We start from the raw sequence: 26,030 nt of genomic DNA, 5'->3' as shown, positions 1-26,030 counted from the left end.
GAGCCGGCAATCTGGTCACCGCGCGTGATGGCGCGATGTCAAAAGGACCACCCTTGCCTACGGCCGCAACACGGTGCCTATGCCGGCGGCGCCGCTTGCAGCATCGCATGTCGCAGGCAGAGAACCAGATCCTCCGCTACAAATGGCCATTCGATCCAGTCGAAGCCATTCACAGGCGTTGTGCTGGCGACGATGATCGGCAGGCTGGGCGCAGCGAGGCGCAGTGTTCTCGCAACCTCGCTGCTGCCCTCCAGCAGAAGCGCCGCCGCGAAACGCGATGCATCCACGCGAAGTGCGCCCAGCGCAGCAGGTAGGCTGGAAAATCCGTGCGGTTCGTAGCCGAGCTCGGCGAGCAACTCTTCCTCGCGCGGCAGCCGGTCGTCGCCGTGCAGCAGGAGCACCAGCTCGCCCTCCGCGCGCGGCAGGTCGCTGCGTGCGACTTCCGCCGCGAGGGCGCGGGGCAGCCAAACCTCAAAGCAACTACCCCTTCCCGGAGTGCTCGAGACGGCGATGCCACCGCCATGCCCCAGCACGATCTCCCGCACCGTGGCCAGGCCAAGACCATGGCCAGCCTGCCGCGTCGTGAAAAAGGGCTCGAAGATCTGCGCGAGCGTTGCGGCATCCATGCCTGGCCCGGTGTCTTCCACTCGGATCAACAGGTAATGGTCCGGCCGCAGCGCGCCGAGGCGAAGCGCGCGGCGCTCACGAAGCGTCTGCCGCAGCACCTGAAGCGTCACCATGCCCGCACCATCCATCGCCTGGGCCGCATTGCGACACAGATTCACGATAACCTGCTGAATCCTGGTGGCGTCCCCCCAGACGAGGGTCGGCTCGGTCGTCAGTTCAAACGCCAGCCGCACCTGCGCGGGAAGCATCGCGCGCAAAACCAGCTTCGTCTCCACAAGCAAGGCGCCGAGCTCAACGGCCTGATGCGGCGTGTGCTGCGGCCCGCCGAAGCTCAGGATATCGGAGGCGAGGTCGCGCGCGCGTTCGGCGGCGCGGCGGATGTCGGCGATGCGCGCCGCGGAGCCATCGGACTGCGCCATTTCGGCGAAACCCAGTATGGCGCCGATGATATTGTTGAAGTTGTGCGCGATGCCGCTGGCAAAGGTGCCGAGCATCTGCATCTGTCGTGACTCGGCCTCCCGCGCCGCGAGGCCGGCCCGTTCCGCCTCCAGATGGCCTCGCGTGACAAGATTGAGCAACGCGTCAAGCGCCAGGCCAAGCGAGGCGAGCTCCTGCTCCATCGGGATGCGGCCCAGGTGGACCACCTCGCAGCCGAGTACGGCCGCGACGCCATCCTCCGTCCGGCGCACCGCGGCGAACCATGCATGGGGCTGGCCTGGGAGTGCCAGCAGGTCTGGGTGCCCGGGCCGCAGGCACAATGTTCCCGTGGGCTGGGTGGTGTGGGCGGCGGTGAGTGCCAGAACGGCCTCGCTCCAATCCCGCGGTCGCGCCACGCCCTCCTCTGCCCAGAGATGCGCGACGGGCACGGGACCTTCGACAAGCAGATAGGCACGATGCGCCCCCAGCCGCCGCGCAATCGCCTCCAATGCCTGATCGAGACTGGCATCAGCCTCATCCGCCTGCGTGCCGATCAGCCGGGCCGAGAGCTGGGCGAGCATGTGCTGAAAGGCCGCGTGGCGCCGCATCGCCTCGGACCTCGCGCGCAACCGCATCCCGAGCAGCAGCAGACCCAGCAGGAGCAGCACGGCGCAGGCGTAGAGCAGCAGCCGGTATTGCCGTGCAAGTGACTCCGCGGCGATGCGGCCCGCCTCGATGTCGGTCGCGATCGCCTGACGTACCGATGCGCCGGCATTGGCATGAAGCTCGCGCAGCAGCCCATCGACCCGCGGAAGCAAGTCGTGCAGCAGCCAGCCATGCGCGAGCAGGGCGGAGGCGGCCTCGGCGGCACGGCCGACGACCGGCTGCCGGTGCAGATCCGTCAGACCGCGACGGACCTCGCCGACCACCGCGGGCGAGGTGTCGAGCGTGAGATGCAGGACCGCCGATCCCAGGCGCCCGGCGCCTGCGACGGGCACCGCGCCATCCGGCGGCGCGGAAAGCAGGATCGAGAGACGACCGAACTGTGCCAGCGAATTCTGTAGCAACGCATTGGCGCTCTTGGTCGCTTCCACGATCGACTCCTGCCGTTCCTGCCAGGCCCTGAGTCGATCGAGCAGCTGGGGCGTCGTCTTGTCTTGCAATTCGGCAAGCGCAGCGTCGATCCGGCGCAACGCGCCGACCAGCGGATCGTAGTCGCGCAGCAATCCCGCACGGGCGGCCAGCAGGTCGCGCTGGATCGCGCTCTCGGCCATTTCGATCTCGTCCAGCGCGTGTATGGCTTCGCCGAAAGGCCCGTGATCCACGGCAAAGCCGCGCGCCAGCAGCCAGGTGAGCAGCAGCAAGGTTGCGCCCATCGCGGGCAGGACGATGCGCATCATGGCGGGGCCGTGACCGGGGTGCCGCGGTAGCTGCCGGTCAGCGTGCGCAGAAAGGCGACGATGGAGGCGACCTGCCCCTCCTCCATGACGAGGTTGAGCTGGGCGAGGCCCATGCCACGCACCGCTTCCTCCAGCGTCGCCGCACTGCCGTCGTGGAAGTAGGGTGCCGTCACCGCCACGTTGCGCAGACTCGGCACGCGCAGGACCTGCGGCTCCGGCGCCGCCAGAGCGTGGAAGATGCCATGATGCTGGAAGAGATTGCCGCCGATATTCACGCCCTGGTGGCATGCGGCGCAGCCGATCGACCGGAACAGCAGATATCCCTCGCGCTCCGCCGGCGTGATGGCCTCCTCCACACCGCCGAGCCAACGGTCGAAGCGGCTGCGCGGCGTCACCAGACTGCGCTGGAAGGTGGCGAGCGCGTCGAGCAGCGCCGCCTTGTCCAGTCGCCGCCGATACACGTCGCGGAACTCGGCGGACAGCGCGGGATCCGCGGACAGGCGCCGCAGCACGACCTCGAGATCCGCGCCCATGATGGCGCGGTTGCGCAACAGGGTCTCGGTCTGCGCCTCCAGGCTGCGCGAATGCCCCTCCCATCCCAGGCGAAAGCTGAGCGCGGCGTTGAACACGGTCGCCGTGTTCAACGGCAGCTCCGCCCCATCCAGCCCGACATCGCGCCGCCTGGCGCTGGCGCCGTTGCTGCGCAGGTCGTGGCAAGTGAGGCAGGAGCGGGAGCCATCGCCCGAAAGCCGCGGATCGGCGAAGAGCCGCTCGCCCAAGGCGCGCCGACGCTCATCGACCATCGCCAGCGGTGGCAGAATGTCGATGGGATGCGGTCGTGGCATCGTCTCGGTCACCACGGCGCGGCGCGGGGCCTCGTCCCGCTTCGTGACGGCATCGAGGACGAGAAGGCCGATCAGTATCGCGGTCGCCAGCGGCAGGGCCATCAGCGGCCAGGCGAGGACACGCGGCCATCCCGCCCGCCGATCCATCAGATGCGCTCGACCGCCACATCAAACGTATAGCCGACGCCGCGTTCCGTCCGGATCATGCTGACAGCCCGCCCGGCATCGAGCTTGCGGCGCAGCCGCAGGACCTGAACGTCGATGCTGCGATCGAACACATCCTCATGGATGCGCGTCGCCTGCAGCAGATGCTCGCGCGGCAGCGGACGGCCCGGCGCATCGAGGAAGGCGCAGAGCAACGCGAACTCGCCCTTGGTGAGGCGCACCTCCGCCCCGTCCGGTGCCGTCAGGCGCCGCATGCGCCGGTCCAGCATCCAGTCCGCGAAGCGCTGCCGGATCGCCTCGCGATTCGGTCGGGGGCTGGCGGCGTGGCGGCGCAGCACAGCGCGGATGCGGGCCAGAAGCTCACGCGGGCTGAAGGGCTTGGTGACGTAGTCATCGGCCCCGAGTTCCAGGCCGATCACGCGATCCACCTCGTCGCGTCGCTCACCGGTGATGATGATGACGGGAATATCCGACCGCGCCCGGATCTCCCGCAGGAGTGTCAGGCCGCTTTGTGCACCGAGGCGCAGATCGAGCACGACCAGCGCCAGGTCCTCGCGCGCCACCTGGCGCTCCACCTCCTGGCGTTCCACCGTGCTCGTCGCACGAAGGCCGTTGTCCAGCAGAAAGTTCACGACCATCCGGCGCATGTCGGGGTCGTCATCCACGACAAGGACTCGCGGCGACCAGGACGAGGGCGTCGCACCAAGGGGTGGATCGTCAAACATTTGCAGCATCATCGGGATCCTGTCCTGGGTTGCTCCGGCTGCCATTGGGGGCCTCGAGATGGGGCGGTGGATGCGGCATATGTGGAAGGCGTGTTACCGCTGCGTTTCGCGAGGCCGACGCGACGATTGCATCTGTCACCGAAGGGACATGCCTGCGCCGGCCATCGGATGTCACGGAGCTTTCTCCTCCGGCTGCCGGCGGCCGTGTCGCCTCATCGGCCTGGAGGCGCCGCTGCGCGACGGCCCGAGCCACCGCCCAATGCCGACCGCCCCGATGCCGATCACAAGCCCCCAGAAGGCGGAGCCGAGGCCATGGAGCGACAGGCCCGAGGCCGTCGCCGCGAAGGTGAGCAGCGCCGCGTCCCGATCCTCCTGCGCGGCCAGCATCGCCGCCAGCGCGCCGGCCAGCGCAGGCAGCAGCGCGAGGCCCGTCAGCGCCGCGATGATCGTGGGCGGCAACGCCAGGAAGACGCGCACCAGGCCGGGCGCGAGCAGCGCCAGCACGAGATAGAGCCCGCCATAGATCACGCCCACGATCCAGCGTCGGTCCCGCTCGGGCAGGGCTTCCTCGGAGGTGCAGATGGCCGCGGTGATCGCGGCGAGGTTGACGGCAAAACCGCCAAACGGCGCGGCCGCGAGGCTCGCCAGCCCGGTGCCGACCAACAGCGGCGCGGGCTTCACCTCGTAGCCCGCAGCCTTCAGCACGAGCAGGCCGGGAAGATTCTGTGACACCAGCGTCACGAGGAACAGCGGCACACCGAGGCTGATGACAGCGGCGATCTCAAAGGTCGGCGCCATCGGCACCAGCCCGCCGAGTGCCGCGCCTGGCGGCAGTTCCGCCAGATCCCCGCGCAGCAGCGTCAGCGCCGCGCCGGTGACCATGACGATGAGCAGCGCATAGAGCGGCAGGCGGTGACGCGCTGCCAGGTAGACGGTCACCAGCATCGCGACCAACAGCGGGTCGGACGCACCGGCGCGGAACAGCGCCAGGCAGAAGGGCAGCAGCACGCCGGCCAGCATGGCCGATGCGATGGCGGGTGGGATGCGCGCCGCCAGTCGCCCGAGCGCCGGGAGCAGTCCCAGGGCGATCATCATCAGCGCGGCCGCCATGAAGACGCCAACGCTCACCTGCCAGGACAGACCTGTGGTCGTGGCCGCGAGCAGAGCCGCGCCGGGCGTCGACCAGGCCAGCACCACCGGCACGCGAAGGCCGAACGACAGCGCGGCACCCGCCAGCCCGACGGCCAGGCACAGGGCCGTCACCGCCGATCCGGTCTGCGTGACGGAGGCGCCCAGCATGCGCATGGCCTGCACGACCAGCGCCACCGTGCCGCCGAAGCCGACCAGCGCGGCGACCAGGGCGGCGGACCAGGCGGTCAGCGGCGGCAGGTTTTGCGGCATGGCGCAGGCCTTCCTAAGGGAAGTGTGGCGATGGCGGCTGGGGGCGATCCCGCGCCGCCATGTCGTCACGCGTCAGGGGGCCGCCTGCTTCGCCGCAGCCTCGATCACGCCGACGGTGACCTGCGGCTGGGTGTAGAACACCGCGTGGCTGGCCGGCACTTCGGTGATCTGCGCACCGATGCGGTTGGCCATGTGGCGCAGCATGCGCAGGTCGAAGGCCTTGTCGTCGGTCGCGATCAGCGCCCAGCTCGGCTTGCTGCGCCAGGCGGCCTGGGTCAGCCGCGTGCCGAAGGCCGACATCGCGATCGGCACCTGCGAATCGCGCATAAACGCGGCATCCGCGTCGCTTGTATCGGCGGCGAAGCCGGCCTTGAATTTCTGCGCGCTGAGGAAGCCGAAGCCGTCGGGGGTCGTATCGATGACGAAGTCGGACTGCGGCGCGAAACCCTCATATTGCTGGGCGCTCGTCTCGCCGGCATCGGGGGAGAAGGCGGAGACAAAGACGAGGCTGGCGACCTTCGGATGCAGCCCCGCCTCGGTGATGACGGTGCCACCCCAGGAATGGCCGACCAGCACCGTCGGGCCGTCCTGCCGGTCGAGCACACGCCGCGTAGCCGCGACATCGTCGGCGAGCGAGGTCAGCGGATTCTGCACGATGCTGACGCGGTAGCCGCGCGCGGTCAGCATCTCATAGACCGGGCGCCAGCCGGAGCCATCGGCGAAGGCGCCGTGCACCAGCACGACGTTCCGGGCCGGCGGGGTCGAGGCGCGCTGGCCCGTCGGCTGGGCCTGGGCGGCGGTGGTGATGCTGGCGGCGGCGGTGGCGGCCAGCACGTCGCGACGTGTGGTGGTCATGGCGATGTTCCTTGTCTGCGGGACCGGAAGCCGGGCGGCCGTCTGGTCGGCCCGCCCGGCTCATCCGGCGGTGAAGCGAGTGGGGATCAGCGTCCGGCCGGAGCGGCCATGGCGCGCCGCGCCATCTCCAGCATCGCCGCAGGCACGTAGATGACGGTGCTTTCCTCGCCCGAGCCGAGCGACATCGGGATGTAGCCGGGGCGCGGCTGCTGCGAGAAGATCGTGTCCAGATGCACGATGTGGATCGACATGCCGTCCGGCATGGAGACCATCACGCGGCCACCGCCGACGAGGGTGGCCTGGCCCATCGGGCCGTAGTCGATCTCGCAATTCTCGCCGCTGCAGCGGCTGATGGGATAGGACTGCGCCACGGCAGCCGAGGCAGACAGGCCGGCGGCGAGCAGGGTGCCCGTGAGGGCGATGCGGAGGTGTGCGAACATCTGGTTTTCCTTCGTGGGATTGGAGGCGAGAGGGTCACGGCATCCCGACCAGGATGCCGTCAGGGGAATCGCTGCCTCCGGCTGCGATTCACCGAATGGGGAATGGCGGCGTGCCAGGCGCCTCATGGCCGGAACTCCTCATCGAGAAAGCGGCGCACAAGCTGCGCGATCTCGGCCTTGCGGTCCTCCAGCGCGAGATTGCCGGAGGCCAACAGGTGAAGCTGCGCATTCGGCAGGTCGCGCCGATAGGCATGCGCACCGGCGGCCGGAAAGATCACGTCGTTCTCACCCCAGAGCACCAGCGTCGGCGGCTGCTCCGCGCGCAGGAAGCTCTGGAACTTCGGGTAGAGAAGGAGATTGGTGCGATAGTCGCAGAGCAGCTCGATCATCAGATCGGCCGCGCCAGGGCGGCAGAGCTGCGCATAGTCGATCACCCAGTTGTCAGGATCGATTCGCGACGGGTCCTCGACGCCCGCAAGGTACTGGCTGCGGATCGCATCCAGCGTCAGGCGCTCGCGCAGCGCGTCCCGGCGCGCCAGCGTCGGCTCCTGCCAGAAATCGAGCAGCGGCGCGAAGAAGCTGCCGATTCCTTCCTCATAGGCATTGCCGTTCTGTACGATGAGCGCGGCGATCTGGCCGGGCCGCGCCAAGGCCAGGCGGAAGCCGATGGGGGCGCCAAGGTCATGCGCATAGATGGCGAAGCGCGCGATGCCCTTGGCATCCAGCAGCGCGGAGATCAGCGCCGCGGTATTGGCGAAGGTGCATTCGAAGGCGTCGCGATTCGGCACCGCGCTGTGCCCGAAGCCCGGATAGTCCGGCGCGATGACGCGGTAGCGATCGGACAGCGCCAGCATCAGGTCGCGGAACATGCGGGATGCGGCGGGGAAGCCATGCAACAGCAGCAGCACGGGTGCATCCGCCCGGCCCGCCTCGCGATAGAAAACGGAAAGCCCGTTCAGCTCGATCTGGCGATGCTGGTTGAACGGCCCGGTCGGACCCGGCGCGGGGCCGGCGCTGCAACTGGACTGTGAACCGCTCCGACCAGGCATAATCATCTCCGTTCCGACGAACGAAGAGTGGCAGCCGCGGGCGCCGCAATCCTTGGCGCGAAGCTGAAGAATTCTGAAAGGGTGGCAGCGTGAAGCGGAGGCCGGCTCAGCCCGGCTGCAGGATGCCCATGGCCTCCGCCACCATCTCCTCCTCGCCCAGGCTGGCACCCTGCGCCGCCAGCCGCTCCAGCTCGGCCGGGGCCAGGCGCTGGCGCAGCAGGTCGTGCAGCCGGTCATGCACGGCCTGAGAGCCGAAGCTGCGCAGGATACCCCGATGCTCATGACCCAGCTGGACATGGCCGTAGAGCCGCCCGGCGCTGTCCAGACGGCCCTCCATCGCCGCGATCAGCGCCGCCCGTTCGAGATTGGCGGCCACCTCATGCGGCAGCCCCATCATGCCGGCGACGGCCAGCCGTTCCGCGACGATGGGGCGGGCCTGCGCGATGTCGCCCTGCGCGAGCCGGTAGGAGGCCTCGGCCCCACCGATGTGCTGAACCCAGGCGGAGCGTGCCTGCGCTGGCCCCAGCGAGGCCAGGGCCGCCTGCGCCACCGCGATGGCCTCTCCCATGCGCCCCGCTGCGCAGTGAAGCTCGGCAATGCTCCCCTGCGTCAGGGCCACGTCACGCGGGCTGCGGAGCTGCCGGGCGATGGTCAGCGCCTCCTCCAGCGCCGCGCTGGCCGCCGCGGACCGGCTTCCGTGCAGGCAGGCGACGGCGCGGACCCGGAGGCAGGAGACGAGCGCCTTGTTCACCCGCCCGCCGCGCAGCAGCTCCTCCGCCTCGTCGAGCGGCGGCCCGGCGGCGGCGAGGTCGCCGGCCAGCACATGCTGCCAGGCCTGGCGCCACAACGCCCGCCCCAGCTCGATCCGGCTGTCCGCGGCGCGGAACAGCGCAATGGCCCGGCGCGCGGCCTCCAGCGCCTCGGGGCCGCGGGGGGCGACCCAGCCGCAGCGGCCCAGCCAGAGCCGGCCCGCGACATCGGGCGGCGTCGCCGCGTCGATGCGGGAGATCGCCAGGTCGAACCACTCGCGCAGCTCGCCCTTCAGCGAAAGCTCGCCCCAGACATGCTCGGTCAGGCTGGCCAGCAGGACGCCGCGCGGCGCATCGCCATCCGGTCCGAAGGCCCAGGCCAGGCCGGCGCGCAGGTTCTCGATCTCAGGCGCGTAGATGGCGAACCAGTCGTCATCGGCCATGAAGGGCCAGTCGGCCTCAGCGCCTTCATAGGCCTTCACCAGCCACCGCAGCACGCTGCCGCGCGCCGCCGCCAGTTCGCGCGCGGGAAGTTGCTCGGCGGCGTAGTAGCGCGTGGAATCCAGCAGGCGGTAGCGCGCCTGCGCGCCGCTGAGGTCTGCCTGCACCAGTGACTTGTCGACCAGCGCCGCGATCAGGGCGCTGATGTCCTCCGCCCCGCCGGCCACCTCGCCGGCGACGAAGGCGGCGGCGTCCGAGCTCCAGCTGCCGCCGAAGACCGAAAGTCGCAGCAGCAGCGCGCGTTCCGCGGGCTCCAGCAGGTCGAGGCTCCAGCCGATGGTGGCCCGCAGCGTCTGCTGCCGCGCCAGCGCGGTGCGCCGCCCGGCGGTGAGCGGCCCGAAATGCCGATCCAGCCGCGCGCGAAGCTCCGCCAGGGTCATGGCCCGCAACGCCGGCGCGGCGAGCTCAATGGCGAGCGGGATGCCGTCCAGCCGCCGGCAAATCCGCATGACCTCGGCGGCCTCGGCATCGCCCGGCACGAAGGCACCCAGCGCCGCGCCGGCGCGGTCGACGAACAGCGCGCTGGCCGGGTAGTCCGCGAGCTGGGTGGCGGTGATGGCGACATCGGCGGCCGCCGACTCCAGGGGCTGCAGCCGGTGCAGCCGTTCACCCTCGGCGCGCAGCGGCTCCCGGCTGGTGGCCAGGATCGCGATGCCGGGGCAGCTGCGCAGGATCGCCTCGGCGGCGTCGGCCGCCGCACGCAGCAGATGCTCGCAGCCATCGAGCACCAGCAGCCCACGCCGGCTGCCAAGGCAGGCCACCACCGCGCGCAGAGCATCCCCGCCGCCGGGATCGAGGCCCAGCGCGGCGGCGATGGTCGTCCCGACCAGGCGCGGATCCTCCAAGGGGCCGAGATCGGCCAGCCAGACGCCCTCCTCGGCACGGCCTGCGGCACGGTCGGCGGTGGCGAGCGCCAGGCGCGTCTTGCCCACGCCGCCCGCGCCCACCACGGTGACCAGGCGCGCCTCCCGCAGCTGCGCCGCCAGCCGGTCGAGCTCGGCATCCCGGCCGACCAGCCTGGTCAGCGGGCGCGGCATGGCCGCCGACCGGGGCGCGGCGATGGCGGCCTCCGGCGCCTCCTGGGCAGGGTTGGGGCGCGCCTGCCGCGGGTCCTGCACAGGAAGCACGGTAACCGGCGCGACGAAGCGGTAGCCGCGCCCGGACAGGGTGGCGATGATGCCGCGGCCGAGCAGCTTGCGCAGGGCCGCGACATGCACGGTGAGATTGCCCTCCTCCACCACGCGGCCGGGCCAGACCAGCGCCATCAGCTCATCCTTGGAGACGACCTGGTCCCGCCGCTCCACCAGGGCCAGCAGCAGGTCGAAGGCGCGACCGCGAATCGGCACCTCGCGGCCCTCCGCGGTCAGGGCGCGGCGATCCGGGACCAGATGGAAGGGGCCGAAGGCGAAGGCTGTCGCGGTCTCCGTCACGGCCAGGCCCCTCCCTTTGGAAAATTTTGCATTTCTTTGCTCGGCCCGGCAATGCGGCCGGAGCATCTTCCATCGAATGTCATGCGGCGGCGTGACGGGGCAGGATACAGCCTCTGCAAGCGGCCAGCGCTGAGACGGGACGCTCGGCGCATCCCACGCATGCGGAATCACAGGCTCGGGAAATTCGGATGATTTTGGCGGCGGCACCAGGACAGGGTGCTGCCGACCCGGGATCATGTCGGCTATGGCCAGCGGTGCCAGGCAGGAGAGAGGCGAGCGTGGGCAGCAATCACGACCGGGGCTTTCGCCGCTGGTTTCGCATGGCTACAGGGCGCTGATGCTTCGTTTCGAGAATCTCCTGGTGGATGTTGCGGGTCGCCAACTGCGCATCGATGGTCGCACCGTGGCGATGCCGGCACCTGCCTTCGACATCCTTCTGGTCCTGGCCCGGGCGGGCGGGCGGTTGGTCAGCAAGGATGCGGTGATGACCGCCGTCTGGGGCGGCGCGTCCGTCAGCGAGAATACGCTTCAGGTCCACATCGCAGCCCTTCGCAGGGCGCTCGGCGTGCAGCGCGCTCTGCTGGAGACGACCTATGGTCGCGGCTACAGGCTGCTGGGCGACTGGACGGCTTCTGCTGAAGGCACGAATGCCACCGCCGGACCAGCGGCGCCGCTGACCAACCTGCCGCTTCCCACCTCACGACTTATTGCGCGCGAAGAACCGCTCGACCAGGTCGTGCGGCTCTTGGCCGGTCATCGCCTGGTCACGCTGATCGGCGCCGGCGGAATCGGCAAGACGCGGCTGGCGATCGAGGCGGCGCGGCGGGTCGCGCCCGGCTTTCAGGACGGGTGCTGGCTGGTGGAGCTGGCGGCACTGAACGACGAACGGCTGGTGCCGCAGACCGTGGCAAGGACCATCGGCCAGGGCTTCACCGGCCGCGAAGTGACGGCCGGCGACGTCGCGGCCATGCTGGATTCCAAGGAATGCCTGCTGCTGATTGACAATTGCGAGCATGTCATCGGTACCGCGACCGAGCTGGCGGAAACGCTGCTCCGCCGCTGCCCCGGCATCCGCATCCTGGCCACCAGCCGGGAAGGCCTGCGGGCACGGGATGAGCAGGCCTATCGGGTTCCGTCGCTCGACGTGCCGCTCGCAGCGGTCGAGGACGCCGAGGCGATCCGCCGGCATGGTTCGGTCGCGCTGTTCCTTGAACGCATGTCCATGCTGGGTGCCGCCGCACGGGACGAGGAGATGCCCACGATCGCGCGAATCTGCCGGCAGCTGGACGGCATTCCGCTGGCGATCGAGCTGGCCGCGGCCCGCGCCGGCACGCTGGAGGTGCGGGAGGTCGCGGCGCGGCTGGATGGCCGGCTGAACCTGCTGAGCGCCGGGCGCCGCTGCATGCCGTCCCGCCATTCCACGCTGCGCGCGACGCTGGAATGGAGCCACGATCTCCTCACGCCCATGGAACAGCTGGTGTTTCGCCGCCTCGCCGCCTTCTTGGGCGGCTTCACCCTTGATGCGGCCCGCGCCGTCGCGACGGACGCGGCCTTCGATGCCGAGGCGGTGGAGGAGGCTGTGGCGGGGCTGGTCGGAAAATCGCTGCTCAACTTCACCGCCGCACCCGCGCCGCGCTGGCATTTCCTGGAAACGACGCGTGCCTTCGCGCGGGAAAAGCTGCAGGCGGCGGGGGAGGTCGAAGCGCTGGCCGCTCGCCACGCCGATTGGTATTGCGCGAAGATCGAGAACGTCTGGAATGCCGGCGCGCCACAGGCCGAACACCTCGCGGCCGGGGCGCGCGAGCTGGAGAATGTGCATCTCGCGATCGATACGCTGTTCCGGCCGGACGGCGATCAGGATCGCGGCGCCCGCCTGGTCGCGGATTTCGTCCCGGTCTGGCTGCATCTGGGCCTGACGCTGGACTGCCAGCGGCGGGTGGAGCGGGCCCTGACGCATCACGCGGCGGGCAGCATCTCGACGCGGATCCGGTTGCTGGCAACGCTGACGCTGATCCTGCAACGCCACGCCGCACCGGCGGAAGACAGCGCAACGCTGCTGGCCGAACTGGCGAGGCTCGTGGATCAGGCGCCCGATTCGGAAGCGCAGCTCTTCGGCCTCTGGGCCATCTGGAACCAGCAGGCCAATTCCGACCGGCACGATGCGGCGCTGGCCAGCGCGGAGCGCTTCGTGGAGCTCGTCGGGCGGATCGGGCGACCCTTGCACGAGGTCGTGTCGCATAACATGCGGGGCTACGTGTACCGGCACCTGGGCCGCTACCATCTGGCGGCACGGCATCTTGCGGAGGCGCAGAAGCTGGCCGCGCGCGAGCAGCATCGGCGCCCGCTGGCCTGGATGCATTACGAGCAGCGGGGCTATACGGAGGCGATGCTTGCGCCAGTGCAGTGGCAGACGGGCCTGCTGGACCAGGCGCGGCAGACGGCGAGCGCGGCGCTGGAAATCGCCAGCGCCAGCGGCGCCGGTGCCGATGTGATGTTCGCCGCGCTGCTGGGCGTGGCGCCGATCGCAATCTACGCCGGCGATCACGATGCCGTCTGCGTCGCCTTGGATCTGAGCGGCGACTTTTGCCAGGCGCGCGGCTTCGTCTTCGGCTTGGCGCAGATCCGCTGCGTGCGCGCCGTACTGCAATCCGTCTGCGGCGACCCGATGGGCGGCGCCGCATTGCTGGAAGCCACGCTAGGCACGCTGCGACGGATCGGGCGCTGCGCCTATCTGGGCTACTTCATGTCCCATCAGGCGACCGCGCTGCTGGCCTGCGGGCATCACAGGCGGGCCGGGCTGATTCTCGAAGAAGCGGCGGGCCTCGTCGACAGCCATGGCGAGCGGTGGATTCTGCCGGAACTGCTGCGGCTGCAGGCCGAATGCCTGATGGCGCAGCGGCAATCCGACCTTGCGGCCGCGGCGGAGGCGCAGCTCGGCGCCGCCCTCGACCTCGCGCGGCAGCAGGGCTCGGCCTTCTGGGAATTGCGCATCGCGGGCAGCCTCGGCCGACTGCATCGGGACGAGCCGCATCGCGCACTGCCGGCGCTGCGCGAGGCCTGTGCCCGCATTACCGGCGGCGCCGACTGGCCGGACGTGCAGGCGGCACGCGACATGCTGCGCCGTGCCGAGGAGGCGGAGGCCGTCCGCGCGACAAAACCCGTGCGACGACCGCAGCCCGCGGCCGTGGCAGGCCTTGCGGAAGGCCCATGAGCGCGTCAGGCCCTGCGACCTATGCGCATGGGCCCTGGGAGATCGACCTGGCGCGGCGAGAGCTGCGGTTGCATGGCGTGCGCATCCCCCTTGGCCAGCGCGCCTTCGTCATCCTGGATGTGCTGCTGCACCGGTCCGGCGAGGCTGTCTCCCGCGCCGAGCTGATGCAGGCGGCCTGGCCGGAGATCAGCGTCGAGGCGAATACGCTCGAGGTGCATATCCTGGCCCTGCGCCGTGCCTTCGGCGAGGATCGCGGGCTGCTGCGAACCGTGCGCGGCCGCGGCTACCTGCTGCAGGGCGCGTGGCGGCCGCGCGTCGAGGCCGCGCTGGAGGAGGGCGGCAATCTGCCACCGACCGAGGGCGCATTGCTCGGCCGGCAGCAGGCGCTGCTCACCGTTCTCGAACTGCTGCGGCAGCATCGGCTGGTCACGCTGACGGGCTCACCCGGCATCGGCAAGACGCGCCTGGCGATTGAGGCGGCGCGGCATTTCGCGCAGGAGTCAGGCCTCACAGCCTTCCTGGTGGACCTGACCACGGTGGTGAAGCCATGGCAGGTGCCGGGTGTCGTGGCCCAGGCGCTGCGGCCGGTCAGCGATCCCGGCGCCTGGGGGCCGGAGCCGCTGGCGGAAGCGCTGACGCACAGGAATGCACTGCTGCTGCTGGATGGCTGCGAGCATGTCGTGGCGGAGACAGCGCGGCTCGTGCATCTCATCGTCACGCGCTGCGCCGGCATCCGTGTGCTGGTGACCGGTCGTGACACGCTGCGGATCGACGGCGAACAGGTCTGGCGCGTTCCGGCACTGGAGCCTTTGCCCGACGGCAAGTCGTCATGCCACGAACCCAGCGCGGTTGCGCTGTTCCTCGACCGGATGCAGCAGGCGGGCGCGCCGCCCGTCACCGATGCGGATGACCTGCGCAGGATCGGCGAGATCTGCCGAAGGCTGGATGGTTTGCCGCTGGCCATCGAATGGGCGGCCTTCCGCACCGCGAGCCTCGGCATCGAGGCGGTGCTGTCGGGGTTGCCGACGCGGCTGCTGTCGCTGGGCAGCAGCCAGCGCAGCGCGCCGTCGCGCCATCGCACCCTTCGCGCGGCGCTGGACTGGAGCAGCGACCGGCTGACGGAGACCGAGCGACGGCTGATGCGTCGGCTGGGGATCTTCGGCGGCCACTTCACCCTCATCGAAGCCCTCGCCGTCGCCGGCGAAGACCTGACCGATGACGAGGTGATCGAGGGGATCGTCAGCCTGGTCGAGCAATCCATCCTGCTGCGCGACGAAGGCGCGGCCGGCCGAAGCTGGTACTTCCTGGAAACGACGCGCGCCTATGCGCTGGAGCAGCTGGCCGCGGCCGGCGAGGTCGAGGCGACGGAAGCGCGCCATGCTGCGCAAAGCCAAGGCTAGACGGTCGGGATGGTCCCGCCATCGATGACATAGTTCGCGCCGTGAATCGCCGAGGCCCGGTCCGAGGCCAGGAAGGCGATGAGATCCGCGACATCCTCCGGCGCCGCCGGACGGCCGAGCGGGATGCCGCCCAGCGCTTGCAGCACGCCCTCCCGCGCCGCCTCCAGGCTGCCGCCATTCTGGGCGGCGAGGCGCTCCATTAGGGCCTCCGCGGCCTCCGTATAGATCCAGCCGGGCGAGACGACATTCACCCGCACGCCCTTCGGCCCGACCTCCTTCGACAGCGCCTTGCTGTAGGTCGTCAGCGCCGCCTTGGCCGCGGCATAGGCGGTGGTGGAGTCATGCAACGGCAGGCGGTTCTGGATCGAGGCGACATGGACCACCACGCCGCGTCCCTGCGCCACCATGCCCGGCAGCAGTGCCCGGTCGAGCCGCACGGCGGGCATCAGGTTCATGTCGAGCTCGGCCCGCCAATCCGCCTCGGTGAGCGCCGCGAAGCCGCCGCCGGGGGCGGAGGAGCCGCCCAGGACATGCACCAGCGCATCCACGCCGCCCAGGCGCTCCGTGGCCGCCTCGGCGAGCGCGCGGGCGCCTTCCGGGGTGGTGAGGTCGGCCGCGACCCAGAGCGCGCCCTCGGGGTCCTCGGGCGGGCGGCGTGCGGCGGTCAGCACCCGGGCGCCGCCGGCCAGGAAGCGCCGCACCGTGGCCCGCCCGGTGCCCTTGCTGCCGCCGGTGACGAGGATGCGGCGGCCTTCGAACTCGGTCGGATCGGGCTGCGGCGCCATCAGCCGATCTCCAGCGCGGAAATCGTCTGGCCCGCCAGCTTGAAGCGGAAGGTGAAGCGGATCGGGCTGCCAGGAAAGGCGCCGGCCGTCGGGCCCTCGACGACGATCGTGTCGCCATCCACATGCCAGTGGTCGGGCGTAAACACGGCCTGGCTGGCGATCGTCGCCGACTGGATCCAGGCCCTGATCGCCTCGGGGCCGGCATGGTTGCCGCCCTCGTCGTGGACGACGGCGTCGGGCGCGAAGGGCGCCAGCATGCCCTCGGCATCCAGCCGCGCATTCGCACGGACATAGGCTTCGATCGGGGCTGGCAGAACGTCGATCACGGGCTGTCTCCAGGATTCGCATATGCTGCGCGGAAGCTGTGCACGTGCCGCGGGAATGGCAACAACGGACGGAAAGGTAAGGCACGCACCAGAAGGTAAGCGTGGGGTCCGCAGACTCGCCGCCGATGCGATGGTGGTTCGCGCAGGCATCGTCGCCCGGGGCGCGACGGCCCCGGGCGATCACGCGTCAGCGCTTGATGAAGGCGAGGAGGTCCGGATTGATGACATCCGCCTGCGTGGTGCACATGCCATGCGGGAAACCCTCATACACCTTCAGCGTGCCGTTCTTCAGCAGCTGGGCAGCGAGGCGCGCCGTGTTGTCGAGCGGCACGATCTGGTCGTCGTCGCCGTGCATGACCAGCGTGGGCACATCGATGGCGCGAAGGTCATCGGTGAAGTCGGTCTCGGAAAAGGCCTTGATGCCGTCGTAATGGGCCTTCGCTCCGCCGGCCATGCCTTGGCGCCACCAATTGTCGACCACCGGCTGAATGGTCTCCACACCGGGGCGATTAAAGCCGAAGAAGGGCCCGGCCGGGATGTCGTGGTAGAATTTCGAACGGTTGGCCGCGAGGCTCGCGCGAAAGCCGTCGAACACCGAGAGCGGCAGACCGCCGGGATTCGCCGCGGTCTTCGCCATGATCGGCGGCACCGCGCCGATGATGACCAGCTTGGCCACGCGGCCCTGCGGCTGGCCATGCCGCGCGACATAGCGCGTCGCCTCGCCGCCGCCCGTGGAATGGCCGATATGGACGGCGTTGCGCAGGTTCAGATGCTGCACCACGGCGGCGACATCGGCCGCGTAGTGATCCATGTCGTGGCCGTCGCTGACCTGGGAAGAACGGCCATGGCCGCGACGGTCATGCGCGACCACCCGGTAGCCCTGGCCGAGGAAGTACAGCATCTGGGCATCCCAGTCGTCCGACGACAGCGGCCAGCCGTGGTGGAAGACGATGGGCTGCGCATCCTTCGGCCCCCAGTCCTTGAAGAAGATCTGGGCGCCATCGGTGGTGGTCACGGTGTTCATGTTCGTCACCCTTTCGGTGCGGGACGTGGTTGTGGTGGGCGTGGTGGCGAGCGCGGCCGGCGCGCCGGTGGACAGCCCGACAAGCAGGCCCGCGCCAGCAGCAAGCAGCGCGCGCCGGTCAGGCCACGGGCCGGGGACCTCCGGATCGGTCATCGCGACCGCAGCGTTTGAAGTGTCCGTCTTGCCGACGGGGGCTGCGGTTGTCTTCAACTGACGATGCTCCTGGCGAGGCGGGCGCGCTTCTCCAGGTTCTTCTTGTCGCCGTATTCCGTGTAGAATCGGTCCTGCACCACGCCGCTAGCATAATGACTGACGGTGACGTGGTTGGCCTTGCCCGCGACCTGGGCGATGGTCACCCGCATGTCGATGCCGACGCCGCCCTGCGGCCGATGATCATTCGCGATGCGCGGCAGGCCGACGCCGCTGAAGGAATAGGCCAGGCATTTCCCGATGCTGATGGTGCCCACCTTCTGCAACACCAGGTTGGCTCCGAAGGGCTGCCAGGGAATCGCCGTGTTCTTAACGATCCCGATGACCTGTGCTCCGAACTGGCAGTACTGACCAAGGTCGAGATAGATCAGCGAATTGGTGCTGGCCGCCCTGCCGTCGAACCGTTCGAGACTCTTGTCCTTCGCCTCGGTAATGTACTTGGTCAGCTTATCCGGACCGGTTTCGGGATTCGTGAGCTCATCGACACTGCCTCTGCGGATGCGACGCAGATGCTTGGTCGCAAAGTTGTTGCCCTCGAACGTCACGGTGTAGCCGCCGCTCGTGACGGTGACCGGGGAGGCCAGATCCGTCTCATTGGTGACCTTGGCGGTATAGCGGCTGGAGCCCTCGTCGATGCTGTGCTCGGCCATCATGCGGGCCGCCCCAGGCAGATCATCACGACCGGTGCTATTCGATATGTTGAGACGGATCGCACGCGCATCATCTCCTCGACAGATGCAGCATCGCTACGCCCACGCCGTTACGGGCCGGCTACAAGTCCAGCTTCCTTGATGTCATCTGAAACATCTGCCGGATCCACCCGGCAGCTACCGCCGTAGCCGCGACGGGCGCGATTGACATCAAGCCGCAAGCACGCGGCCGCAGGGTCCGGCCTCCTCCCCCACTGGATCAGGCAAGGATTTCACCATGCATCTTCGTCGACCCGACTGGGACCCTGCTCCCTTCGCAATGTCCCTAGCCTCGCCACGCCCATCCCTCTGGCGCCGCATCCGCGCGGCCTTCGATCGCCGGCGCCGGCAGCGTCTGGCGGCGCAGGAGCTTGCGCGGCTGAGTGACCACATGCTGGCCGATATCGGGCTGATGCGATGGGACGTCGGGGCGCCCCGCGCGCATCCCTCACGCTTCGTCGCGAGGGCTGGGCGTGACGGTTGCGGCCACCCCATGGGCTGAGTGCGGCTCCATGGCCGGCGCATAGTGACGATCCCGGGCGGCAACCGCCTCGGGATCGCCGAAGTCAGGCGGCGCGGCGTTCCGGAATCCGTACCCGCAACTCCGTGAAGCCATGCATGAAGGTCGAGAAGGTCCGCAGCGGCGGATGCACCACCTCGATCCGCGGAAACCGCTTCAAGGCTTCCTGCCAGAGCGTGCGAAGCTGAAGGTCGGCGAGGCGAGCGCCGATGCAGCGGTGAATGCCGGCGCCGAAGGCGAGATGGCGGCGCGCATTGGCGCGGTCCAGCATGAAGTCATCGGCCTGCGGAAAGAGGTCCTCATCGCGATTCGCGGAGAGATACCAGAGGATGACCTTGTCGCCCTTTGGGATCATGCGGCCGCCCAGGGACACGTCGCGCATGGCGGTGCGACGCATATGGGCGACCGGGGTCTGCCAGCGCAGAACCTCGGGCGTAAGGCCGGCCATCAGCGACGGCTGCTGCCGCAGCTTCTCCCATTCGTCCGGGAAGCGATCGAAGGCGACGACGCTGCCGCTGATACTGTTGCGGGTGGTGTCGTTGCCGGCGACGATCAGCAGCAGAATGTTGCCCCGCAGTTCGGCCCGGGGCATCTCGCGCGTCTCCGGGCATCTGGCCAGCATGGACAGCAGGTCGTCGCCCTCCGGCGCCCTCAGCCGCTCCTCCCAGATCTGATCGAAGGCGCCGAGGCATTCCTGCATGACGCGCAGCTTGTCCGCCAGGGTAGGAAAGCCGGGACTGCCCGGCAGCGCCACGACGGCCTCGGACCAGCGGATCAGGTCGCGTGAACGCGCCTGCGGAAAGCCGAGCAGCAGCGCGAGCGTCCGCGCGGTCAGTTCGACGGAGACGCGATCGACCCAGTCGAAGACTTCGCCGATGGGCAGTTCGTCCAGGATCTCCGCCGACCAGCTCCGCAGACAGGCGGCCATGGCGACCAGGCGATCATTCGAGAAAGCCGGCGCGATCACCTTGCGCTGCTCCGTGTGCCGCGGTGGATCCATGGCGATGAAGGAGGGCAGGAATTGCGGGTCGTCGGGATGCGAGAGGATCGAGATGCCGCCATTGCCGTGGTCCGAGGAGAAGGTGGCAGGATCCAGCTCGACAGCCTCGATGTCGCGCGCGCGCGTGACTGACCAGTAGGCACCGAACAGGCCCCTGGCGCAGTGGTGCACCGGCGATTCCCGGCGCAGTCGCTCGAAATACCGTGGGGCAAGCCCCAGCTGGAACAGCCCCGGCTGCGCCACGTCGATCGCGTCGATCGGCAGCGTTGCAAGCTGGGCTTCGTAGTACTCCGAAGTCTTCGGGCTGATCGCGATTTCACTCATGAGGGACTTCCTACGGTCGGAAGTCCCTGAGTGCCTGGCTGCCGCTACGTGCCAGTTTCAGCAAGACGGCGTGTGTTACGCGCGCAACCCAGACCACGAGATGCGCCTATCAGGCGCAGAAGCGACACGATCTCCATCGTGAGCGCCCCGCGGCTTCAGATGCCCCCATCTCAGATGAACGTCAGAAGCCGACGCGGATTGCCAACCATGATGGCCTCGATCTCGGCCTGCTGCCATCCTCGCTTCCGCATATGTGGCAGGACCTTGTTCTGGATATGGGCGTAGCCGTGCCCGCCCCATTCGCTGAACTGGATCGTGTGACAGATGTCATGGCTGATCACGACCTGGTCGAGATGCCCGCGATCGATCACACGGCGGATGGTGCGCAGGCGCATGCCGTCATTCGGCATGTCGATGTCGGAATGCGCGTAGTAGGTGTTCTCCTGCCCGAACAGGTCCCATTCCAGGATCACGCCGGCATCGGCCAGGCGGAACAGCCGGTCGTCGTCGAAGATCGTGCGGTCGATGTGATCGATGATGGTCCGCGACAGGTCCGCGCCGTGTTCGCGCAGGAATTCCACCAGCAGCCAGGGATGATCCTCATGCCGCGCCGGATGGATGGTGAGCGACGCGCCGGTTTCCTGCTGCGCGATGACGGCACCGGCCAGCACGCGCCTTTCCAGATCCGTCCAGGGCCATTCGCAGCCGATCTCGCCGACGATACCCGCCCGGACATCGGTACCCCAGGCGCCCTGCTGGACCTGGTCGATCATCTCCTTCGCGAAGCTGTCGATGCTGCGGTCGTGGTTCGCCGGATCCTGGTAGGAATGGACGTAGTGCCCGCAGCCCATGACGATATGCGCGCCGGTTTCCCGCGCCACCTGCGCCAGCCCCTCCGGGTCTGGCTCCAGACCGCCGATCGTCAGCTCCACCACCGTCTTGCCACCGGCATCCACCATCTCGCGCGTCGCGCGCGCCGCGACGGCGCGGTCCTTCTGGGTGGTGTTGCGGATATCCGCGACATGGCTGTTGAGCAGGTCCCAGTACTGTCCCGGCTGTGGCCCGCCCGTGAGACCCGGCTGGCGCTTGTCGGGATGGGTGATGTTCCAGATCAGATGCTCGTGCATCAGGGTCGGGCCAAGCTCGGCCGGGTCGACCAGTCCGAGCACGGTCTGGGCCTTGCCCCGCATCGCGTCGCGCGTCAGGCGCATGCCTGTCTCTCCTTGTTTGAAGTGCATCAGGCCCAGCGGACATTCCAGGGATAGCTGGAGGCACTTTTCAGGAAGCCGGTCAGCCTGGCATCGTAGGCGGTGCGGATGAAGTAGCGGCCGAGCGGCACCACCGGCACCTCGCGGAAGGATTCCTGCTGGATGTCCTCGGCGATGCGCGCCTGCTCCGCCTCGGTTGGCGCCTGCAGCCACTGCGCCGCCAATTCCTCGACCCGGGCATTCTCGTACCAGCCGAACCAGCCGCGATCCCCCTGCCCGCGCAGGATCGGGCTGGTCGCCGGGTTGAGGATGGAGGGGCTTGGCCACCAGGTGTGGAAGATGGACCAGCCGCCGCGTGCGATCGGTTCCTTGCTGACGCGGCGCTGCACCACGGAACCCCAATCGGTCTCCACCAGCTCGACATTCATGCCGAGTCGGCTGAGCAGGTCAGCGGTGACGAGGCCGAAGGGGGCGATGCTCGGCAGGTCACTCGGGTTGATGATGACGACCTTCTCGCCGTTGTAGCCGCCATCGCGCAGCATCTGCTTGGCACGTTCGAGATCGGGTGGATTGCCGCGCAGCTCGGCCGGCTTGGTCTCGCGGCCATAGGGGGTGCCGCAGGGCCACATGGAATGGCATTCGGTGAAGATCTCGGGATCGTTGCCGGTGATCGCGCGCAGATAGTCATCCTGCTTCGCCGCGTAGAGAATCGCGCGCCGCACCGCCACCTTGTCGAACGGCGCGTGCAGCTGGTTGAAGCGGAGCGTGCCGATGTAGCCGGCAGGATCGTTCACCGCGACCCGCAGGTTGCGGCTGCGCCGCAGCAGCGGCGTGAGGTCGGGGTTCACCTGATCCCACCAATCCACCTCGCCCGCCTGCAACGCCGCCGCGGCTGTGGCGCTGTCCGGCATGACGTGCCACTCGATGCGCTCGAAATGCGCCACCTTGCCACCCGTGGTGTTCGCCGCGGGCTCCTGGCGCGGCACGTAGCCGTCGAACCTGGCATAGGCGACCCGGCTGCCGGAGATGTATTCGTCCTTCAGGAAGCGATAGGGGCCGGAGCCCACCATCTCCGTCACCTGACGGAAGGGGTCGGTCCGCGCCAGCCGCTCCGGCATCATCAGCGGCATGTTGGAGGCCGTCTTGCCGATGGCGGAGAGCAGCATCGGGAAGGGACTGCGCAGGCGGATGCGCAGCGTGCGGTCATCCGTCGTGCCCCATTCCCCCACCGCGGCGGCGAGGGACTGGCCGAAGACGTCGCGCCGGCTCCAACGTTGCAGGCTCGCGATGCAGTCGCGCGCCAGCACGGGTTCGCCGTCGTGCCAGCGCAGCCCCTCGCGCAGGCGGATGGTCCAGGTCAGCCCGTCATCGGAGACGCTGTGCCCCTCGGCCATCTGCGGGCGGATGCGGTCGGCATCGTCCGTGCCGTACAGCGTGTCGAACACCGTATAGCCATGCACCGATGTCACGGCCGCCGTCGTCCAGACAGGGTCGAGCGCCGTCAGATTGGCCTGCGGCACGAAGCGCAGCACGCGCGGGTCGTTGCGCTGGGCACGTGCGGGCGCGATGCCCGCTGCGACCAGTCCGGCGGATGTGGCGATGAAACGGCGTCGCTCCATGGGCTGGTCTCCTTGGATGGCAGGGGCTCAGGCGCGCGGCAGCAGCGCGGCGCGCGCCTCGGCGAAATCGGCCACGGCCGCGGCCAGGCGGTCGATTTCCGCCTCGCCCACCGGCAGGCTCAGCGCGATCATGCCGCGCCGCGCGAGGTAGATGCCGGCCGCGAGCATGTCGAAGAAGAACAGTTCGCGGAGCGCCTCCTCCTCCGCGGTCGGCGGCATGGGCCGCTCGATAGGACCGGCGCGGAACTGCGCCGTGGCCATCGAGCCGATGCCGGAGAAATGCATCGCGGTGCCGCAGCCCGTCAGGATGCCGTTCAGCCGCGCGCGCATCGCCTCGCCGCGCGCGAACAGCGCCTCCGCCGCCTCGGCGGTGAAGATGTCGCCCAGCGCGACCTTGCCGGCAGCCATGGAGAGCACGTTGTTGTTGAAGGTGCCGGCATGGGCGATCTGGCCATCGAACAGCCCCATGATGTCGGCGCGGCCCCCGAAGGCGCCGAAGGACATGCCCCCCGCCATGTACTTGCCGAGCGTGGTGAGGTCCGGCGTGATGCCGAGCCGCGCCTGCATGCCGCCGGCGCTCATGCGCGAGGTCATCACCTCGTCGAAGATCAGCACGCTGCCCGCCTCGGTCGTGGCGGCGCGGAGTGCGGCAAGGAAATCGGGCCGGGCCGGGATGCAGCCGCCGCTGCCCAACATCGGCTCGACGATCACGGCGGCCAACCGCGCCGCATGTGCGCGGATCAGCGCGACCGCGCCCTCCGTGTCATTGTAATCGGCCATCACGAAGGGGAAGGGCACGGTGGCGGGGTTGGTGCCGGACAGCGGAAACAACAGGACGCCGCCATGGTAGCCGCCCCGGAAGGCGAGCACCGCCTCGCGTCCAGTGAAGGCGCGCGCGGCGGTCAGCGCCATCAGATTCGCCTCCGTGCCGCTATTGGTGAAGCGAACCAGATCGACCGAGGGGAAGCGGCCGCAGATCAGGCCGGCCAGGGAGGTCTCGGCCGCGCCCACCGCGGCGAGGTTGAGGCCGCGCCCGAGCGCGTCGCGCACCGCATCATGGATACGCCGTTCGGAATGGCCGAACAGGCCGGCGGTGTATTCGCCGCAGAGGTCCAGATAGTCGCGGCCGTCGATGTCGCGCAGATGACAGCCCTCGCCCGATTCCATGGCGGTCGGGAAGGGCCCGTACATCAGCACGGTGCGGGAATTGCCGCCGGGCATGACCTCGCGCGCCCGCTCATGCAGGGCGCGGCTGGCGGGATGCGCGGCGACATACTCCTCCCGCGCCTCCGCCAAAGCAGAGGCGAGGTCGCTGTTGCGGAGCTGAACGGCCGCGCTCATCGGCCCAGGCCTTGGTGGCCCAAACCTGGATGGCGGACACTTCGGCAAGGGGCGCAACGGGGCATGGTCGGTCTCCGACGGCTTGCGGGAAACGCACTTGCGGCTTGGCGACTTGCAGCCAACATCAATAGGATGAGCCCCAAGGATCAGGCGGCTGTGCCAGCAACGATGGAAATGTGATCACATAATGTCAGAAAGTGCCATCGCATTTTTTGCGTCGTCGGAGGAGCTTGGTCTGCCGCTGGAGGAGATGGCCTATCGTCGCCTGCGGGAGGCGCTGGTCAGCGGCGCCGTCCTGCCGGGGGACCGGTTGTCGATCCGCGGGGTCGCGGCCTCGCTCGGCGTCAGCGCCATGCCGGCGCGCACGGCGCTGCGGCGCCTAGCCGCGGAACAGGCGCTGGACATGCTGCCATCCGGCACCGCCGTGGTGCCGCGGCTGACCCGGGCCGGCTTCGCCGAGCTGAGCGCGGTGCGGGCGGAGCTGGAGCCGCTCGCGGTGCGGCTGGCAGCGGCCCATCTGACCGATGCGGATCGGGATCTGTTGGCGACGCTCGTGGCGGCCCATGACGCAGCCAGGGCGGATGCGGATGCGGCGCAGGCGGCCGACCGCGAATTCCTGTTCCGGATCTACCGCGCCGCGCGCGCGCCGCTGCTGCTGGGCCTGATCGAGACGCTGTGGCTGCGACGCGGGCCATTGTTCCGTTCCGTGGGCGCGCTCGTCGCAGCCGCCGGCGGCTTGCGCCACCACCACGGGGCCATACTGGAGGCATTGCGCGCCGGCGACGGCGAGACCGCCGCGGCGCTGCTGCGCCGCGAGATCGAGGAGGCGACGCGCTTCATCCAGTCCACGGCGCGGTTCGAAGGCGACGATACGGCGGCAGAGCGGCTGGCGGCGATCGGCAGGGCCGGACGGGACCCGGATTCCACCGCGCCGGTGTCGCTGTCACAGCATCGCGGCAGGACCAAACGGCCGGCCTGACCTGCCCTGACCGGCCCCGTTGATCCCGCCTTCGGCGCCGGCATGGGCCTGGAGCGCAACCACGGATGCCTCTTTTCATCTCGACATATTAGAATATGCGAATATATAAAGTGAACACCCGTTCGCTGGAGGGTCCCGCCATGGTCAAAATCGGTCCGCTGGATCGTGCCGCCCGTTTCGTGCTGGGCGCCGCGCTGCTCGTCCTGCCCTTCGTGCTGCCGGGGCTGTTCGCCCCGCTCGGCCCGTGGCGCTTCGCCGTGGTGACCGTCGGCGCCGTGCTGTTCGGCACTGCCCTGTTCCGGATCTGCCCGGCCTATATGCTGTTCGGCATCCGCACCTGCGCGACCGGCAAGGCCTGACATGGCAGCCACCGACTTCACCCCCGTGGCCTCGCTTCTCGGCGGCGGGCTGATCGGCGCGTCGGCGGTGATGCTGATGGCCGCCCAGGGTCGTATCGCCGGCGTCAGCGGCATCGCGGTGCGGCTGTTTCCGCCCTATGCCGATGGTGAACTTGCCGGACGGATCGCCTTCATCCTTGGCATCGTGATGGCGCCACTGGTCGTCCTGCTCGCCACGGGCGCGGCGCCGGTGCCGACCATCGAGGCGGGACCCGCGCTGCTCGCCCTTGCGGGTCTTCTGGTCGGCTTCGGCGCGGTCTGGGGCAATGGCTGCACCTCCGGCCATGGCGTCTGTGGCCTGTCGCGGCTGTCCCTGCGCTCGCTGGTCGCCACGCTCACCTTCATGGCGACCGCCATGTTGACCGTCTTCCTCACCCGCCACCTGCTGTGAG

22 protein-coding genes are annotated in these 26,030 nt (G+C 69.3%); 6 read left to right on the top strand and 16 right to left on the bottom strand.

The features are described from left to right. Positions 1-77: 77 nt before the first annotated feature. From ACVFYP_RS14060 to ACVFYP_RS14025, 8 genes are all read right to left on the bottom strand, one after another. Entirely contained in the window at positions 78-2,444 is a 2,367-nt protein-coding gene (locus ACVFYP_RS14060) for a two-component system VirA-like sensor kinase (RefSeq protein WP_499200813.1), read from the bottom strand. Beyond that, complete coding sequence (locus ACVFYP_RS14055) at positions 2,441-3,436, bottom strand: cytochrome-c peroxidase (protein WP_499200812.1); 996 nt, start codon at positions 3,434-3,436, stop codon at positions 2,441-2,443. The genes ACVFYP_RS14060 and ACVFYP_RS14055 overlap by 4 nt, the downstream gene beginning before the upstream one ends. After that, entirely contained in the window at positions 3,436-4,119 is a 684-nt protein-coding gene (locus ACVFYP_RS14050; protein WP_499200811.1) for a response regulator, read from the bottom strand. Before ACVFYP_RS14050 ends, ACVFYP_RS14055 begins: the two co-directional genes overlap by 1 nt. Before the next feature lie 231 nt (positions 4,120-4,350). Further along, positions 4,351-5,580, bottom strand: a complete 1,230-nt coding sequence (locus tag ACVFYP_RS14045) for a benzoate/H(+) symporter BenE family transporter (protein ID WP_499200810.1) — start codon at positions 5,578-5,580, stop codon at positions 4,351-4,353. A gap of 72 nt (positions 5,581-5,652) precedes the next feature. After that, a complete protein-coding gene (locus ACVFYP_RS14040) occupies positions 5,653-6,435 on the bottom strand; it encodes an alpha/beta fold hydrolase (RefSeq protein ID WP_499200809.1) in 783 nt (260 codons plus the stop codon). An 86-nt stretch (positions 6,436-6,521) separates the two neighbouring features. Beyond that, positions 6,522-6,875, bottom strand: a complete 354-nt coding sequence (locus tag ACVFYP_RS14035; protein ID WP_499200808.1) for a hypothetical protein — start codon at positions 6,873-6,875, stop codon at positions 6,522-6,524. Between the two features lie 122 nt (positions 6,876-6,997). After that, positions 6,998-7,924 carry an alpha/beta fold hydrolase gene (locus ACVFYP_RS14030; protein WP_499200807.1) on the bottom strand — a complete coding sequence of 309 codons (927 nt, stop codon included), beginning with the start codon at positions 7,922-7,924 and terminating at the stop codon, positions 6,998-7,000. Between the two features lie 106 nt (positions 7,925-8,030). Then, positions 8,031-10,604 (bottom strand): ATP-binding protein, encoded by a 2,574-nt coding sequence (locus tag ACVFYP_RS14025; RefSeq protein ID WP_499200806.1) that lies wholly within the window; start codon positions 10,602-10,604, stop codon positions 8,031-8,033. A gap of 337 nt (positions 10,605-10,941) precedes the next feature. Between ACVFYP_RS14025 and ACVFYP_RS14020 the strand changes: the two genes are divergently transcribed. Next, positions 10,942-13,815, top strand: coding sequence for an ATP-binding protein (locus ACVFYP_RS14020; RefSeq protein WP_499200805.1), 2,874 nt, complete (start codon positions 10,942-10,944; stop codon positions 13,813-13,815). Continuing rightward, the gene (locus ACVFYP_RS14015; RefSeq protein WP_499200804.1) at positions 13,812-15,215 is read left to right on the top strand and encodes an ATP-binding protein; all 1,404 of its coding nucleotides are present in this window, start codon (positions 13,812-13,814) and stop codon (positions 15,213-15,215) included. Before ACVFYP_RS14020 ends, ACVFYP_RS14015 begins: the two co-directional genes overlap by 4 nt. Here the strand turns inward: ACVFYP_RS14015 and ACVFYP_RS14010 are convergent. The 4 genes from ACVFYP_RS14010 to ACVFYP_RS13995 form a co-directional block, all read right to left on the bottom strand. Continuing rightward, on the bottom strand, positions 15,212-16,000 hold the full coding sequence (locus tag ACVFYP_RS14010) for an SDR family oxidoreductase (RefSeq protein WP_499200803.1): 789 nt from the start codon (positions 15,998-16,000) through the stop codon (positions 15,212-15,214). The two genes, ACVFYP_RS14015 and ACVFYP_RS14010, sit on opposite strands and share 4 nt — an antisense overlap. Beyond that, entirely contained in the window at positions 16,000-16,326 is a 327-nt protein-coding gene (locus tag ACVFYP_RS14005) for a nuclear transport factor 2 family protein (RefSeq protein WP_499200802.1), read from the bottom strand. The genes ACVFYP_RS14010 and ACVFYP_RS14005 overlap by 1 nt, the downstream gene beginning before the upstream one ends. Positions 16,327-16,513: 187 nt before the next feature. Beyond that, positions 16,514-17,350: an alpha/beta fold hydrolase gene (locus tag ACVFYP_RS14000; RefSeq protein ID WP_499201275.1), complete on the bottom strand. Its 837-nt coding sequence runs from the start codon at positions 17,348-17,350 to the stop codon at positions 16,514-16,516. 206 nt (positions 17,351-17,556) lie between these two features. Then, complete coding sequence (locus ACVFYP_RS13995; RefSeq protein WP_499200801.1) at positions 17,557-18,213, bottom strand: hypothetical protein; 657 nt, start codon at positions 18,211-18,213, stop codon at positions 17,557-17,559. 274 nt (positions 18,214-18,487) lie between these two features. Here ACVFYP_RS13995 and ACVFYP_RS13990 point away from each other — a divergent pair, with 274 nt between their 5' ends. Continuing rightward, the gene (locus ACVFYP_RS13990; RefSeq protein WP_499200800.1) at positions 18,488-18,751 is read left to right on the top strand and encodes a YjiS-like domain-containing protein; all 264 of its coding nucleotides are present in this window, start codon (positions 18,488-18,490) and stop codon (positions 18,749-18,751) included. Positions 18,752-18,815: 64 nt separating this feature from the next. On the opposite strand, the gene ACVFYP_RS13985 is transcribed toward ACVFYP_RS13990, so the two are convergent. From ACVFYP_RS13985 to ACVFYP_RS13970, 4 genes are all read right to left on the bottom strand, one after another. Beyond that, positions 18,816-20,093 carry a cytochrome P450 gene (locus tag ACVFYP_RS13985; RefSeq protein WP_499200799.1) on the bottom strand — a complete coding sequence of 426 codons (1,278 nt, stop codon included), beginning with the start codon at positions 20,091-20,093 and terminating at the stop codon, positions 18,816-18,818. A 170-nt stretch (positions 20,094-20,263) separates the two neighbouring features. Next, positions 20,264-21,304: a phosphotriesterase family protein gene (locus tag ACVFYP_RS13980; protein WP_499200798.1), complete on the bottom strand. Its 1,041-nt coding sequence runs from the start codon at positions 21,302-21,304 to the stop codon at positions 20,264-20,266. Between the two features lie 26 nt (positions 21,305-21,330). Continuing rightward, on the bottom strand, positions 21,331-22,920 hold the full coding sequence (locus ACVFYP_RS13975; RefSeq protein WP_499200797.1) for an ABC transporter substrate-binding protein: 1,590 nt from the start codon (positions 22,918-22,920) through the stop codon (positions 21,331-21,333). Between the two features lie 27 nt (positions 22,921-22,947). Then, entirely contained in the window at positions 22,948-24,261 is a 1,314-nt protein-coding gene (locus tag ACVFYP_RS13970; RefSeq protein ID WP_499200796.1) for an aspartate aminotransferase family protein, read from the bottom strand. A 187-nt stretch (positions 24,262-24,448) separates the two neighbouring features. Between ACVFYP_RS13970 and ACVFYP_RS13965 the strand changes: the two genes are divergently transcribed. The 3 genes from ACVFYP_RS13965 (at position 24,449) to ACVFYP_RS13955 (ending at position 26,029) form a co-directional block, all read left to right on the top strand. Next, complete coding sequence (locus tag ACVFYP_RS13965; protein ID WP_499200795.1) at positions 24,449-25,240, top strand: GntR family transcriptional regulator; 792 nt, start codon at positions 24,449-24,451, stop codon at positions 25,238-25,240. A 140-nt stretch (positions 25,241-25,380) separates the two neighbouring features. Next, entirely contained in the window at positions 25,381-25,599 is a 219-nt protein-coding gene (locus ACVFYP_RS13960) for a YgaP family membrane protein (RefSeq protein ID WP_499200794.1), read from the top strand. A gap of 1 nt (position 25,600) precedes the next feature. Next, entirely contained in the window at positions 25,601-26,029 is a 429-nt protein-coding gene (locus ACVFYP_RS13955) for a YeeE/YedE family protein (RefSeq protein WP_499200793.1), read from the top strand. The last annotated feature ends 1 nt before the right edge of the window (position 26,030 follow it).

The organism is Roseomonas sp. F4, from assembly GCF_053891155.1.
Note: the sequence above shows the minus strand (reverse complement) of the source record. Positions and strands in the feature narration are given on the sequence as shown.